Origin of the sequence: Clostridium formicaceticum (genome assembly GCF_001854185.1) — a bacterium.
Taxonomy (GTDB): Bacteria; Bacillota; Clostridia; order Peptostreptococcales; family Natronincolaceae; genus Andreesenella; species Andreesenella formicacetica.
The window spans coordinates 1,780,841-1,796,485 of record NZ_CP017603.1; the positions used below are offsets into that span (position 1 = coordinate 1,780,841).

Consider the following 15,645-nt stretch of genomic DNA (forward strand, 5'->3'; position numbering starts at 1 on the left):
AGTGGAAAAATTTTTAAGAGAAATTGAAGGTTTAAAAATCACCCCTAGAAGAAAAATTCTTCAGGGAAGCAAAGGAAATACAGCGTCTTATGGATTAGGGACTTCTACGGATTTTTTTGAGCATAGATCCTATGTACCTCAAGATGATTTAAGGAAACTGGATTGGAAGATTTACTGCCGTACAAAGGAACTTTACGTAAGACAGTTTACTGAAGAAAGCCAAATTCATATAAAAATCATTTTAGATGCCAGTTTATCTATGGACTATGGCACATATAGCAAATTTCAATTAGCAAAACAGCTTGCTATAGGGATTGGCTATTTAGCTTTAAAGGGATTAAATTTATTAACGGTTGTGAAATTAACCCATCAATCAGAGGTTTTAGCATACAAATTAAATGGGTTAGGAAATTTTTATGGCTTCAAAAAAAGAATGGAGGGGTTAGCATGTGAAGGGAAAACCAATTATGAAGGGCTTTTGCAGACAGATGTTTTCTATAGCGGCATAACCTTTTTTCTTACGGACTTTTTATCGGAAGGCTATGAAAAAGCCTTAGATTTTTTAAATGTTAGAGGGGAAGAAACTATTGGGATCCATATCTTAGCAGAAGAAGAAAAGAGGCCTAAGCTGAGGGAAAATTTAAGACTTGTAGATATAGAAACAGGAGAAAAAGAAAGAATTGCTGTTACAAAGGAGCTTTACAGCATTTATCAAAGAAAAATTAATAGTTTTCTTGAAGATACAAAGGTAAATTGCAGCAAAAGAGGTATAAAATATGTTTTTTCAGAAACCACAAAATCTCCAGCAAAAATTTTGTTTGAAGCTATTGGGGGTATATAAATGAGTTTTTTGAATCCTATGGCTTTATGGATGCTGTTGACTACCATCATCGTATTGATAATTTATTTTAAAAAACAGCAGGAAATAGAACTGAAGGTTAGCAGTATAAAGCTATGGCAAGAGGTTTTAGCAGAAGCAGAAAAAATTAAAATAAGTAAGGTAAATCAATACTTGCTGTTATTACTGCAGCTGGCAATTATTTTATTGATTGTCATGGCTTTATCAAGACCCATCATCTATGGAGGGGGACAAAAAGAAAGCGTCACCATCCTTCTAGATAACTCTTTTTCTATGCAGGCAATTTCACAAGGTAATAGGCATTTAGATCTGGCAAAAGAGGAGGGCAAGGAGTATATCCATGGTCTTAGCAGAGATGTTGTGATCAATCTTATGACAATCAATGAAAGCGTCAGTCTTCTGCTGGAGGAAGGCAGCAAAGCACAAGCATTAGCAGGTATAGAGGCTATTGTTCCTTCTCAGAAGCCATTAAATATAGAGGCAATGGAGACGATCAAGACATCGTTGCTTTCAAATAAAATCTTTATTACAGATAAGAGCATCCATGAGGTTGAAGGTGTGATAAAGGTGGGAGAGGACTTATATAATTTAGGGATTATCGATGTAAAATATGATTACTATGAGAATATGGTTATTTGCAGTATTAGAAACTATGGTGCTAGTGAGGTAGAAGCGAGATTATTGATTACAGATGAAGGTGGAAGAAAATATCGTCAAAGAAAAGTGATTGAAGGTAAGCAGAAAAAAGATATCCTTATAGGACTTGAGATGGAACCAGAAATCCTAAAGGTGGTTTTAGAGATTGAAGATATGCTGCAGCAGGATAATGAATTTCTACTAGGGGTGGGAAAGGATTATAAAAAAGAAGTGCTTTTGATAGGAGAGAATGATTTTATAGAAAAGGCACTGAAAAGTATAAGAGGAATCAATTGGAGGAAGTCAGATAAAATGAAGGAAGGCTATGATCTCTATATCATAGGGGATCATCAGAAATATGAAACCACAAAACCTGTTTGGTATCTTAAGGCAGAAGATTTCTTAGGGTCAGAGGAGAAACAAGGTACTGAAAAACTTACTATCAGAGGCTATGAAACATCAGCGGAAATGATATCTATAGAAAATCCTATTGCCTTAAAGGAAAAGGAAGGATTTCAAAGGATCATAGAGGCTGGAGAAAAACCTTTAACGATAGCAGGAATAGAAGAAAATAATAAGGTGATTTATTCTTCTATGGATCTAGGAAAAACAAATTTACCAATGACACCATTCTTTCCTATTTATGTGGAAGAGATGTTGTATTGGTTGTTGGATGAAGATTTTTCAAAAAATATGGAGGATGTAAACAATCCTCCTGGAGATTTTATGCTAGGGGAAACTGATCTTTATGTTTCGCCGCAAAAAAGCTGGGTTCCAGCAGTAATGAAACCCCAAAATATATTTATATATTTGGCAATGTTGTTGCTCTTTATAGAATGGAAGGTGTATAAAAATGTTCAAGGTTAAAAGGGGGAATCGATGGCTTTTGTTAAGGCTAGCTGCTGTTATGTGCTTAGTGCTTTCCCTTTTGCCTGTGAAAATATCACAAAAAGCTGCTGATAGCAGCACCATATTCTTGGTAGATAGGTCCCTTAGTGTTCTAGAACACGAAAAGATGATACAAGCATATATCAACGCTCAGATTGAAAGAAAAGGAAAAAGGGATATGTACAGCGTCATATCCTTTGGCAAAGATGCCATGATAGAAATACCCTTCACTACTGAAAAAAAGCAAGCAACCTTTCATACCAGCATAGATAGGAATTTTACCAACCTAGAAAATGCCTTGAAGGTTGCACTGACCTATTTTCCTGAAGAGTATCATAAAAGATTGGTTTTATTTACAGATGCGGAAGAGAACATTGGCAACTATCGTGAAATTTCCTTAAAGCTAGCTGATGAAAATATCATGCTATTGGCATATCCTTTGAAAAAGCAGGTAAAAAAAGATATTCAATTCACTAGACTGCACTTACCAAATACCCTATATGAAAATGGGGATATTCTTATTACTGCTGAAATAGATGCCAACTATCAAGGGAAAGGTGTTATAGACTTTTATGGTTTTGGAGGAGAAGTCATCTCAAAGGAGATTGTATTTGAAGCAGGTAGTAATTTTTATGAAATACACCTGGAAAGGGGGACAGTCTATGATGAAAAAATAGTAGGTGAAGTCACGGGAGCAGGAGATGAGAATCCTCACAACAATAGGGCAACAGCCTATATACATAGTGAAAAAAGACCCAGAGTCCTGGTCATAGGTGAAGAAAGCCACAGAAGGAATGTTGTGGCTCTTACAAAAAGCTTAGGAATGGCGGTAGATGGCATAAGGGCTGGAGGAGGGAATTACACAATAACAGACTTAGCTGAATATGACCAACTGATCTTGGTCAATGTATCTCATCATGCTATTGGAAAAAATCTGGAGGAGGCAATAGAACATTGCGTCAGCCGACTAGGAAGCGGACTTTTGGTGATAGGAGGAGAAAATAGTTTTGCTTTAGGAGAATATGAAGAAAGTTTACTAGAAAAAATGCTGCCAGTGGATAGTTTTATACAGGCAGATCAGGAGAAGGCCAATATGGGTTTGGTGATTGCTGTAGATGCTTCAGGAAGCATGGAGGATGGTGTTATAGAAAAATTGGCATTGGCAAAAGAATCTATCATAGAAGCGGCGAGAATTCTTGATAAAGAAGATTATTTGGGTGTAATAGCTTTTTCCGATACTGTTGAATGGATTGTACCCTATAAAAAATCTCCAGAGGATCTTGAAGTAGCCTCTAGTGTAAATAGAATAAGTGCTGGGGGAGGTACATTGATACAACCATCCCTCAAGGCAGCGACAGAAGCTTTAAAAATCAGTGATACAAAGATAAACCATATCATTCTTATGACGGATGGGGAAGGAGAAAAGGAGGGATACGAAGACCTTTTACAGACAATGAAGGAAGAGGAGATTACCTTATCTACCATCGCCATAGGGGCAGATGCTGATAGAAGGTTTTTAGAAAAATTGAGTGATGCAGCGGGAGGAAGAAATTATTTCGCTGAAAATCCAACTGAAATTCCTCGACTACTGACAGAAGAAACCTATGTTTCCAGCAGAAAATATATCAATGAAAGAGAGATTCTGCCTACACTGAAGGGGAGCAACAATCGTTTTCCAAAGGATATGCCCAGTTTATATGGATATGTTTCCACTACATTAAAGGAAGGGAGCCATTTAATACTGGCGACTGATTTAGAAGAGCCGCTGTTGGCGGAAAGAAACTATGGTTTAGGAAAAACGATGGTATGGACCTCTGATTTAGTGGGGAAGTGGTCTGCTAATTGGATTGCTTGGAGGGAAATGGGGGAGGTTTGGAGGGAGATGTTAAATACCACCTTAAGACAGCAAAGCCTTCATGAAGATAAAATAGAAGTGTATTTAGAGGGTGGCAATCTTCATTTAGTGGTGGCGGTAAGTGATGAGGTGGAGAATGTAACTTTAGATACTATCCATGCTTCTAACCTAACTTCCCATAATACAATGCTTCAAACATCAAAGGGAATCTTCGAGAAAAAGCTGGGCTTGGAGACGGTAGGGGAATATCTACTGAATATCCAGGTCAACTTAAAAAACGAAGAAACCCGAAGTCATAAAAGAAGGATCGCCTTAGACTACTCTCCCGAATACGATATAAAATTGCAGGAGGATAGAAGACAGCAGGTTTTCAAAGATTTTACCCTCATAGACAATAATACAGAAGTGTTTAAGCATCCTCTTTCCATGAAAATAAGATCCTATAGGGAGGCAAAGGGTATTTTTTTAACTTTGGCGATTATCTTTTTTCTAGCAGATTTATGGCTTAGAAAAAATTGGAGGAGGTTTTGGACTTGATAGGAAAAAACAGCAAAAAGCTTTTAGGGTTACTGTTGATAATGGTATTCATAATAGGAGGTCTTTTGGGCTGCTTTCATAGGTCTCAAAAAACAATCACAAACCTTGATGAAGGTGTTATAGAAGAGATAAAAGAGATAAAAGACCATGATATGGTTTCTGAGAAGGAAATAGGAGAAGAAGAAAACAAAGAAAGCTTAGAAAAAGAAAAAAAAGATAAAAAAGATATACAAGAGAAAGCTGAAAAGGAAATAGAAGCAGTTTCTGAAGAAGAGAAAATAACAAAAAATAAAGAAGTAACAGAAAACAAAGAAATTAAAGAGAACAAAAAAGCAACAGAAGAAACAAATACCGAGGAAAACACAAAAAAAGAAAGGGACAATCCTGTTACCATCATTGATGGGGTGGAATATACCAATTATAAAGGACCTGTGCAGGGAGAGATAAAGTATGTAGAGGGAAGACCTGCGGATGAAGCTTCTGCTTATAGAAAGGCATCAGGAGATATCGGCAGTCCTTATCAAGTAGATCTACGTGTTACCACGAATTTTGGTCATAGTAAAATGTATGCTGAAAATGTAGGTATGGTAAAAGATGAAGTAGGGATGGAGGTGCTTTTCAGGAATTTGGATATACAGACTGCCTATGGAGGGGGGTTCGTAAATGCGATTAATGGTGTTGAATCAAAATTCACCTTTTTTACAGGAAGTCAAAGAAAAAAAGAAGATTGGTTTTATTGGGTAAATGGGATATTAGCCCCCATAGGGGTAGCTGAATATCGCCCAGAACCAGGAGATGTGATCTGGTGGGATTTTCATGATTGGGAGACTACGATGTTTATTCCTGCTGTCATAGGAGCATATCCACAACCCTTTAAAAGTGGTTTTATGGGGAGCAATCCTGGAACTGTCATTATGTACACTGAAGCTTATGAAAAGGAAGCAGAGGAGTTAAAACAAAGCCTGCAAAATCAAGGGGTAAAAAAAGTAGATATAGCTGTGTATGATGCAAAGCTTTTAGAGAATCCTGCAAGATATTACATTGTATTGGGGATTTGGGATGAACTGGTGAAGGAATCTACCATCACCAACAGCAGAGGAAGAGAAATCAATTTATTGGAAGAGACAAATGACCAGAATAAATTTATTGGCGTCTATGCCAAATTTGATGAGGGAAAGCTGCATGCTTTAGATTTTAAGGGAAATAAGAAAACTTCTTATTCTCAGGCAGGTACCATCTACGCTTATGCAGCTGGGCTAGGGGCTATACGACCAATATGGATTGTGTCAGGAACTGATGACAGGGGGGTTAGGATGGCCTTTGAAACCCTATTGAATCAACCGGAAAAGATAAAAGATACCTTTGGCGTAGTGGTATCTGAGAAGGGCATAGAAAAAATTCCCTATACCCAATAGGGAGGGAAGAAAAGTATAAATGGAGGTATAAATGATGATGAAAAGTACATGGAAAAAACTTTTAGCACTTTTATTAGTATGGGGTATGGTATTGGGGGCATGGCAGCCTGTTTTTGCTGAAAATAAATCCAGTATCAGTAGAGAAGAACTTTATCAAAGGGCACAAAAAACCATTAACTACTATCATAAAACCTATAAGGAATACAGTTATGCGGGTATTTTAGATTGGCCGGCATTAGGACTTTATGGTTTTGGAGAGGATGTAAGTGGTCCAAAATGGACTGTCGGTGGTAAAAATGGTGCCTATTGGAGAGAGGAGCAGGTGAAGGCAGGAGCAGGTCTTTCAAAGGTAAAAAACACAGATTATCAAAGAACCATTATAGGGGTAACAGCAGCAGGAAAAGATCCCCGAAACTTCGGAGGACAGAATCTTGTGGAGACGGTGAAGGGTACGATGATGCAAAACGGACATTTTGCTGACTCCGTAGCAGATAATATAACCGGCGAACCTGTAGGAGAAACCCTAATCAATGCCCATATATATGGTATCATTGCCCTTCATGTTGCTGGAGAACCTATTCCCAACAGAGACAAATGTTTAGAATGGCTGATAAAACAGCAGCATATGGATGGTGGATTTACATGGGATGTCAAATACTTCGATAATCCTGAGGATTATCATAGAGTTATATCAGATGTAGATATGACAGCAGCAGGATTGATGGCATTTGCCATACTGGGGGAAGACATCAATGCCCCCCATGTACAGAGAGTACTGGATTTTTTAAAGGAAGAACAGCTTGAAAATGGTGGTTTTCATTCCTGGGGGACGGATAATCCAGAAAGTTGTGCATGGGTGATTAAAGCACTAACTTTATTTGGCATAGATCCTATGGGTCCGGAATGGACAAAACCCAGTGGAGGAAATCCGGTTACATCTATTCTCAGATTTCAACAACCGGATGGTAGTTTTAGCCATGTTTTAAATGAAGAAGATTATTTACCTGTTTACAGCAATGGCATGGCTACCGAACAATCTCTCTATGGATTGGCGGATGCCTATAATAATAAAGCTGCTTATGATATGCTTCATGAAAAATATAAACCTGCAGCTGTAGAGCATGTATTTAAGGATTTTCAACCACTGGATCAAGGATTTGAAGAAGCTTTAGCGCTTGCTTATGATTATATTATGCTGATTGATGCGAAAGGCAATTTTCATCCAACCCAACCAGTAAAGCCAGAGGAATTAGCAAGAGCTTTTTCAAGGATGCAGGTTTTAGGTTATGCTATAGAAGTAGGAGATATTTCTTCCTATAAGAATGAACTATCAGGAAAAGAGTTTGTAGAAATTCTTTCTAAAGCGACAGGCATGGAAAACACTTTAGAAAAGCTACAGGAGGAAGGACTGCTTTATGAGGGTTTTGCTATGGACAAGACGGTAACCAAAGCTGAGGCAGCTATAAGTCTTTATCGTTTGATAAAAAATATCGACCTGATGTAAAATTTCTTATAAAGGGGTGAAACTGGTTGTCAAAAAACAGAAGAAAAATATTATCTTTTCTTATGATATGTATCATTTTATTCTCTTCCCTGGGAATAGGAAATAGCGGTCCTTCATTTGCAGAAGAATTAGGAGATTCTCCAAAGAGGACAGTCATAAAATCAGTTTACGAAAAAGACATACTACAAGAAACAGCTATAATCGCTTTAGAAGAAAATCCTTTGAATATAAGGGATAGACTAGAAACAGCATTACCAGATACGGTGGATTTTGTTCTTCAAGATGCCTATAGTATGGATTGGGTGGTTTCAGGACTTGCAAGGTTAGAGAATTATAGACATAAGATACCTCTTGACTATGTAGAAAGTAGAGTACCCATCGTTCAAAATCTAGCGCAGCAGCAGGATGCAGGAAATAGGAACTTTAAAATAACAGATTTTCAGAGAATGACGCTAGGCATTGTTGCGGCAGGGGGGGGCCCAAGGGATGTTGGAGGTATTGATTTAATAGAAAGAATTTATAACCCGATAAGCAAAACAAACAGTATTGAATATATCACCAGACAGGGGATAAATGCTGTAATTTTTGCATTAATTGCGGTAGATACAAGAGACTATGAAATACCACAGGATGCTATATGGACAAGAGAAAGAATGATTCAAGAAATTTTGTCCAACGAAATCACAGCTGCCAATGGAACCGTAGGCGGGTGGGCATTATATGGAAGCGTGCCTGATCCAGATATCACAGGTATGGCAATGATTGCTCTGGGGCCTTATCGTGACAGCAATCCTCAAGTAAGGGCAGCAGTAGAGCGGGGGGCAAATGTATTATCATCTCTACAAATTGACGAAGGAGAATTTGCAGGAGGCTATCATTCATGGGGAACAGTAAATGTGGAATCCTGTGTTCAGGTGGTGATGGGACTAACTGCCAACAATATTGATCCCTTTTCAGAGAAGTTTGTAAAAAATGGGAAAACCATAGCAGATGCAATTTTAAAGTTTAAAGTAACAGGAGGATTTGCCCATTCCTTTGAAGCTTCACCGGGTTCAACGCCAGGACAAGCAAATGGTATGGCAAGTGAACAGGCTTTATATGGTATAGCACAATTGTTTTATTATATGGATGGAAACCAAGGAAGTATCTTTAGATGGGGAAACGAAACTCCCCCAATAAATAAAACACGATTGGAAGAAAAGTTAGCAGAAGCGAAAGCAATAGAAAAAGACAATTATACAGAAGCAAGTTACGAAAATTTACAAAGGGCTATAGCACAGGCAGAAGCAATTCTGATAAAAGCAGATGTAACACAGGAGGAAGTAAATCAGGAAACACAATTTCTTATAGAAGCAATGAAAACTTTGGTATATTTAGTACATAAGATAACTGCAGTTCCTGACAACGAAGGCAAAATTATCTTTACTGAAGAGGAAATAAAACATGCTTTAGTAGAAATTGTGGTTCCTGAAAATGCTGTGTTTTTACAAGTTTCAATCCCCAAAGACAACGAAAGTACAAAAATTATACTTCATAACAAAGTACTTCCCTTCATGAAAACTGAGAGGAGAGATGAGGCAGGAAATTTAATAAGTTTTACTGTTGAGCAAGGAACCGAAATTACAAACGGAATCTATACCATGGAATTGCTTAAAATAATAAAAAAAGCAGAAATATTAAAAATTGTAGAAGAGGACATAAATCAGCTGTTTCAAGGGACTTCAAAAAAAGTAAAGACTATCAGTGATTATATTGTAATAGGGTCAGCAGAACAAAGTGTAACCCTGGATCAACATGCTTCAATCAGTATTGAAACAAATGATAAAAAGCAGGCAGCTTATAGGGATCATTTGGGGAACATAAGCATCCTTCCTGATGTAGTCAATGAAGAAGAAGGAGAAGCAAAACAGTTAAATGCCTACACCTATTTCAATGAAAGTGCTATGGTAATTAGAAGCAATGATTTATCAAGTTTTGTGCTATTTGATGTTGAAGGAACAACCGATGATAGTACAGATCCAAAGCCACCTACAGAAGAGTATGATAAGATGATTACTGCCAGTATTCGAATAGAAGGCTATGATCAGACCGTTGTACCTATGCGAAGCATAAGTACAAAAGTATTTGACCTCAATGAGTACCTGGGTCCTGCATCAGGAAGCTCCGCTACCCCTTCCAGTGGGTGGGGTAAAGAAAGGTTTCCTAATGGAGCAACAGTAGCCCATGCAACAGTAGAAGCACTAGAGCAGGCAGGTGCCTATTATGATTTTCAAGATTATGGTTGGGCACTCTATATTGCCATGATTAATGGAGATAGAGAATTTGACTATAGATCCACTTCTGGATGGATGTATAGAGTGAATGGAGTTTTACCTAATTTTGGAAGTCAGGAGTATGTTCTATCTGATGGAGATGTTATTGAATGGTATTTTGGTGCCTATGGCTTTGAAACATTATTTACAGCAATGGAGGCAGATAAAATAAGTGCAAAAACCGGAGAAGAAGTCACTGTAACTTTAATAGGAGAAAAAACAGATTTAAGCGGCGGCAGTGGTGTCGGTGCAACGATTAGATCTAAAGTGGCAAATGCACAAATTTATGTGAACGGAGAGCCCTATAAAGAAAATGAAGCAGATGTTTATACGGATTCAGAAGGAAAGGCTACGCTGAAATTTTTAAGCGCCGGTAATTACACAATAAGTGCTGAAAGAACAAATAAAGAGGGATTAAAGGATATTGTGCGCCCTATAGGTGTGGTGGTGAATATTACAGGAGAAACAATAGCTTCAACTATCATAACCATAGAAAACAATAAATATAAAGAAGAATTTGACATAATAGTAAATAGTCAATCAACAGAAGAATCTATACGAAAGGCACTGGAAAGCGCATATGAAAAGCTTTTAGAAGCTGCAAAGGAAATGTGGGCAGATGAAGATGCATTGCAGGTAGCTTCTGAGATAAAAGATGTGTTGAATCTTATGAAGCTTGCGGTTGATAGAATAGCAAAAGAAGAAAGTATAAGCTTTTTTATTGAACTACAAGTGAAGATAATGGAAATTTTAATAGAAAGTTTAGAAAAAGCAACCGAAGAGGAAACCATAGAAAAAATCATCTCTATGGTTGAAGAGGAAGCACTGGATTTGATAAAAAAAGTTATAGAAAAGGCTGATGATTTAGAGAAGACAATACAGCTTTTTGTAAGCATAGCCAATACCTGGAATCAGATCAGGTCCGTTGTTGGAAGCTTAGATAGGGAAGAGACCCATAAAAAAATAATGGAGCTTTCTAGACAAGTGATAAAAGAGTTAACGGTGCTTTATCTTGAAGAAGGAGATATAGAAATAGGTGAAGGAATTTCTAAAAAGAGATTGAATGAAGAACAGATTATGAGTAGAGCTAAACAATTTAAAAATCATCTAGGAGACATCAACAAGGCTATGATGAAAATTGATGCGAAAGATTTCAAAAGAAAAATAATGAATTATCTAGTGATCAACTTGCCGATGGAAGAAGGAGAAGTATCAGAAATAGAAATAAGCAGGCAATTATTGAGAGAAATACAAGAGGAGATCTTTGCTTTAAAGATAGTAGATCAAAAGGCAACGATGGAAATAAAAACAGATGCTTTTGCGGGAGGTAAGGATGCAGATCATGAAATTACAATAAGGATTGTAAAGACAGGGGAGACAATAAAAATAACCAGCAGTGAGGAATTGCAACAACCTATCAAGGTGACGATTCCCTATGATTTAAAAGAAAATAAAGGTGATAACACAGCTGTAATGATCGTTACAGATGACGGGGAAAACATCAATGTAGGCGGTAAATATGATGAAGATCATAAGACGATAACTTTTTTAACAAATAAGGTAGGAAAAATAGATATAGAAGTTGTGAAAAAACAGTTTCAAGATTTAAATGGTTTTGAATGGGCTCAAAAGGATATTGAAAAAATGGCCTCCAAAGGGATGATTAGTGGAAAAAGCAGTACAAGCTTTGATCCATCTGGTAATCTTACCCGAGCAGAATTTGCTGCACTGATGTTTAAAATCTTAAGATATCAAGCAAGTGTTGGTGGCGATGTGGAATTCTCTGACGTTTTGGAAGAGGATTGGTATTATACAACAGTTGTAACAGTAGTTGATCAGGGTTTAATGAGCGGTAAAAGCAAAACAAGTTTTGACCCTAATGGGTATATAACCAATCAAGAACTTGCTGTTGTTCTTTCAAAAATATTATTATCTCATGGTTTTATCCAAGGGAATACAAAAGTATTAGAGGAATTTAAAGATGCAGAAAAAATTGATCAATGGGCAGTAGATGATGTAGGGATTTTAGTAGAAAATAGGATACTTCTTGAAAAAGAAAATTTCAACTCACAAACACCCGTCAACAGAGCAGAAGCGATTTATATGGTCAGTAGATTGTACGATGTAATAATGTACTAGAAAATAAAAAATTTTCTAGTTTGAAGGAATGATGAAATTTCTAAAAGCAAGGATAAGAAGAACATATAAAAAAGCCAAAGTATCTTCAAAAGTTACTTTGGCTTTTTATCGTGTAGGTACTAGAATAAAAGCTAACGAACCTCCTGCCAATGAATTATAGCTTCAGATAGGGGACTTCTTGCTTAGAAAAATTAAAGAAGCATTGAAAAATAGTTTTGATAATAAATAGAAAAACTCATTTTATTTCTTTAAGCCTACCTGTAATTGGTGAACTGCAGGTTCATAGGTAAATCAGCAGCTTTTAAAGCCTGAATCACCGCTTGAAGGTCATCTCTATTTTTACCTGATACGCGAACAACATCCCCCTGTACAGAGGCTTGTACTTTGATTTTTAATCCTTTTATTAATGTAGTAATTTTTTTTGCTTCCTCTTGACTGATTCCTTGCTTGACCTTGATGACCTGCTTCATTCTTCCGCCCAAAGAACTCTCAGGCTTTTGATAATCTAAAGCCTTAAGGGACACATTTCTTTTAGCAAGCTTACTTTGAAAGATATCTACTACGTTTCTAAGTTTAAAGTCATCAGAGGTAACAATAGTAACTTCATCATTATTTTTTTCAACAGTGGTATTGCTGCCTTTAAAGTCAAATCTTTGAGCAATCTCTTTTTCTGTCTGGGTGATGGCATTTGTAACCTCCTGCATATCAACTTCAGAAACAATATCGAAGGAACTATCCTTTGCTGCCATATTTATCACTCCTTTTCAACAACTTTTACCAATATTATAGCCATATTACCATAAAAAAACAAGTAGCGTCTATTTGAAGTCATTGTTTAAAGCGGATTTACTCCAGTAAAAAACAAAAAATCAATGATGTTTCTTATGAAAGTATACATATTGTTTCGGTGAAAAGAAAAAAATATCTAAGAAAAACCAAGGTAAACCATATGAATAGAAATGAGCACTTCTCACAAAATAACCATATAGCAAAAATATAAAGAATGGAGTGATTGTTATAAAAGCTATTATAATGGCGGGGGGAAAAGGAACAAGATTGAAGCCGCTTACTTGTAGTATTCCAAAACCAATGGTTCCTATTTTAAATAAACCTACTATGGAATATACAATTCAACTATTGAGACAATATGAAATCAACGATATAGCTGTTACAATTGCACATCTTCCTACCGTTATAACCGATTATTTTGGTACAGGCGAAAAATGGGGAGTGCAGTTAGAATATTTCACTGAAGATGTTCCTTTGGGGACGGGAGGTAGTGTTAAAAATGCTGAAGGGTTTATTGATGATACCTTCATTGTGCTAAGTGGTGATTCACTCACCGATATCAATATTAAAAAAGCATTGGCTTTTCATGAACAAAAAAAATCTAAGGCAACCCTCATCTTAAAAAATGAGCCTGTGCCAATAGAATATGGTGTTGTTATTACCGATCATGACGGAAAAATTACTAGATTTCTTGAAAAACCCAGTTGGGGAGAGGTTTTTAGCAATACTATTAATACAGGTATGTATATTTTAGAACCCGAGGTCCTGCAGTATTATCAAAAAGGTGATAACTTTGACTTTAGTAAGGATCTTTTTCCAAAACTATTGGCGGATGGTATACCTATGTACGGCTATGTTACTGAAGAATATTGGTCAGACGTAGGGGCTTTACATTCCTATATGCAGACCCATTTTGACATATTAGAGGGTAAAGTGAATATTGAAATAGAGGGACACCAGATAGAAAAAGGAATATGGGTTGGAGAGGGGGTACAACTAAATCATCAAGTAGTCCTAAATCCTCCGGTATATATAGGAAAAAACTGTATTGTTGGGGAAGGTAGTAAATTAGATGCTTATACGGTGTTAGGAGATTATTCTACCATCAGCAAAGAGGTATCCTTAAAACGAAGTATCACTTGGAGCCATGTAAGCATCGGTAAAAATAGCCATTGTAGTGGTGCGGTTATATGCAATAATGTTGAAATAAAAAACCATGCTGAAATCTATGAAAATGCTGTTATCGGAGAAGGTAGTAGTCTAGAAGCAAGGGTGATGATAAAACCTGATATTAAACTTTGGCCCCATAAAAAAATTGATGAAAATACCATTGTTCATCAAAATCTTGTATGGGGCACGAAGGCTTCTAAAACAATTTTTGGCTACAAGGATGTTTCGGGACAGATTAATATTGAAATAAGTCCTGAGTTTGCCTCAAGATTAGGAACGGCCTTTGCTTCCTCTTTGAAAGAAGAAGGCACTATCATCGTAAGCAGTGACTTCTTTCATGCAAGTCATCTTATCAAGAATGCTTTAATAGCAGGGATCAGTTCAACTGGGATAAGTGTGATGGATATAGGAAATATGGTGATGCCTGCAAATCGCTTTGCTGTGAAATATTTTAAAGGCAATGGTGGCATCCATGTAAGAATGGATTATACAGATCACAATTTAGTACACATCGAATTCATAGATAAAAATGGTGCCAATATTCAGCGATCAAGGGAGAGAGAAATAGAGAATTTATTTAATAGAGAAGATTTCAAACGATGTAATGCAGATCAAATTAAATCTGTGATTCGCATAGAGAATTTCAAAGACCTTTATATAAGTGAGGGGATGAAGTTACTTAAAAATATCGCCGCTATTAAAAGAAAACCTCCTACCCTTCTGATAAGCTGTAAATCAGAAGCAGTACAAGGCTTGACATCAGAGTTTTTACGACACATTGGCTGCCAAGTGCAGGAGGATTATAGAATAAAGGAATTTATTGAAGCAAAGGACTATTTAGCTGCTATGAAGCAACAGGTGATAGCAAGAAATATAGATTTAGCGGCAATGATTACTGAAGATGGGGAAAAACTCATTTTAATAGATAAAAAGGGAAGAATTATTCAGCAGGAGAGGTACGATGCTTTGATTGCAATGATGCTGTTGAGAGAAGGCAGTGCAGAAAAGCTTGTTTTGTCCTATACATCTCCTTATATGATTGAAAAAATGGCGAAGGATCATCATGTAGAGGTGGTACGTGTAAAATCTCATCCAGCAAGCATTATGAATGCAATGCTAAATATCCAACAGGATAAAGGATTATCACAATATCTATTAAGTTATAACGCTACCTGGGCAATCGGGATGATTGTTGATTTTCTAGTAACAAAAGACATAAAATTAGAAAACTTAGTAGAGGAAATGCCTGATTTGTACTATATCAAGGAAAGGATACCCTGTGATTGGCAGGATAAGGGAAGGGTAATCCGTCAGCTGGTGGAAGATAACGAAGATCAAAATATTGAGCTGTTTGAAGGCGTAAAAATAAATGATGAGAGGGGATGGGCCCTGATCCTACCAGATAGTGAAAAACCTCTGTTTAATATTTATACAGAGGGGTTTTCTGAGGAATATGCACAGGAGCTTTCCTTATTCTTTCGTGAAAAGGTGAAGGAACTACTGAAAAATCAAGGGCAGTAATGCCTTTGATTTTGTTGAAA

At 36.8% G+C, this 15,645-nt stretch carries 8 protein-coding genes; 7 read left to right on the forward strand and 1 reads right to left on the reverse strand.

What is annotated here, in order from left to right; all coding sequences use genetic code 11:
• Window position 1 precedes the first annotated feature (1 nt).
• Genes BJL90_RS08215 through BJL90_RS08240 form a run of 6 tightly spaced genes read left to right on the forward strand, consistent with a single transcriptional unit; the run spans window position 2 to window position 12,145 of the window.
• The gene (locus BJL90_RS08215) at window positions 2–841 is read left to right on the forward strand and encodes a DUF58 domain-containing protein (protein WP_070966404.1); all 840 of its coding nucleotides are present in this window, start codon (window positions 2–4) and stop codon (window positions 839–841) included.
• Window positions 842–2,362: a vWA domain-containing protein gene (locus BJL90_RS08220; protein WP_070966406.1), complete on the forward strand. Its 1,521-nt coding sequence runs from the start codon at window positions 842–844 to the stop codon at window positions 2,360–2,362.
• Window positions 2,349–4,775, forward strand: a complete 2,427-nt coding sequence (locus BJL90_RS08225; RefSeq protein WP_070966409.1) for a VWA domain-containing protein — start codon at window positions 2,349–2,351, stop codon at window positions 4,773–4,775. The genes BJL90_RS08220 and BJL90_RS08225 overlap by 14 nt, the downstream gene beginning before the upstream one ends.
• Entirely contained in the window at window positions 4,772–6,190 is a 1,419-nt protein-coding gene (locus tag BJL90_RS08230; RefSeq protein WP_070966412.1) for a DUF4430 domain-containing protein, read from the forward strand. Before BJL90_RS08225 ends, BJL90_RS08230 begins: the two co-directional genes overlap by 4 nt.
• Window positions 6,191–6,224: 34 nt before the next feature.
• A complete protein-coding gene (locus BJL90_RS08235; protein WP_070966415.1) occupies window positions 6,225–7,694 on the forward strand; it encodes a prenyltransferase/squalene oxidase repeat-containing protein in 1,470 nt (489 codons plus the stop codon).
• 26 nt (window positions 7,695–7,720) lie between these two features.
• The gene (locus tag BJL90_RS08240) at window positions 7,721–12,145 is read left to right on the forward strand and encodes an S-layer homology domain-containing protein (RefSeq protein ID WP_070966418.1); all 4,425 of its coding nucleotides are present in this window, start codon (window positions 7,721–7,723) and stop codon (window positions 12,143–12,145) included.
• 254 nt (window positions 12,146–12,399) lie between these two features.
• Here the strand turns inward: BJL90_RS08240 and BJL90_RS08245 are convergent, their stop codons facing one another.
• Window positions 12,400–12,894 (reverse strand): YajQ family cyclic di-GMP-binding protein, encoded by a 495-nt coding sequence (locus BJL90_RS08245; RefSeq protein WP_070966420.1) that lies wholly within the window; start codon window positions 12,892–12,894, stop codon window positions 12,400–12,402.
• Between the two features lie 283 nt (window positions 12,895–13,177).
• Between BJL90_RS08245 and BJL90_RS08250 the strand changes: the two genes are divergently transcribed.
• Window positions 13,178–15,625 carry a sugar phosphate nucleotidyltransferase gene (locus tag BJL90_RS08250; protein WP_236905048.1) on the forward strand — a complete coding sequence of 816 codons (2,448 nt, stop codon included), beginning with the start codon at window positions 13,178–13,180 and terminating at the stop codon, window positions 15,623–15,625.
• Window positions 15,626–15,645: the final 20 nt, after the last annotated feature.

Excerpts from the sequence above, each read along its gene's own strand:
- BJL90_RS08220 (WP_070966406.1), top strand. The coding sequence starts at position 842 with ATGAGTTTTTTGAATCCTATGGCTTTATGGATGCTGTTGACTACCATC.
- BJL90_RS08245 (WP_070966420.1), bottom strand. The coding sequence starts at position 12,894 with ATGGCAGCAAAGGATAGTTCCTTCGATATTGTTTCTGAAGTTGATATG.
- BJL90_RS08250 (WP_236905048.1), top strand. The coding sequence starts at position 13,178 with ATGGCGGGGGGAAAAGGAACAAGATTGAAGCCGCTTACTTGTAGTATT.
- BJL90_RS08235 (WP_070966415.1), top strand. The coding sequence starts at position 6,225 with ATGATGAAAAGTACATGGAAAAAACTTTTAGCACTTTTATTAGTATGG.
- BJL90_RS08225 (WP_070966409.1), top strand. The coding sequence starts at position 2,349 with ATGTTCAAGGTTAAAAGGGGGAATCGATGGCTTTTGTTAAGGCTAGCT.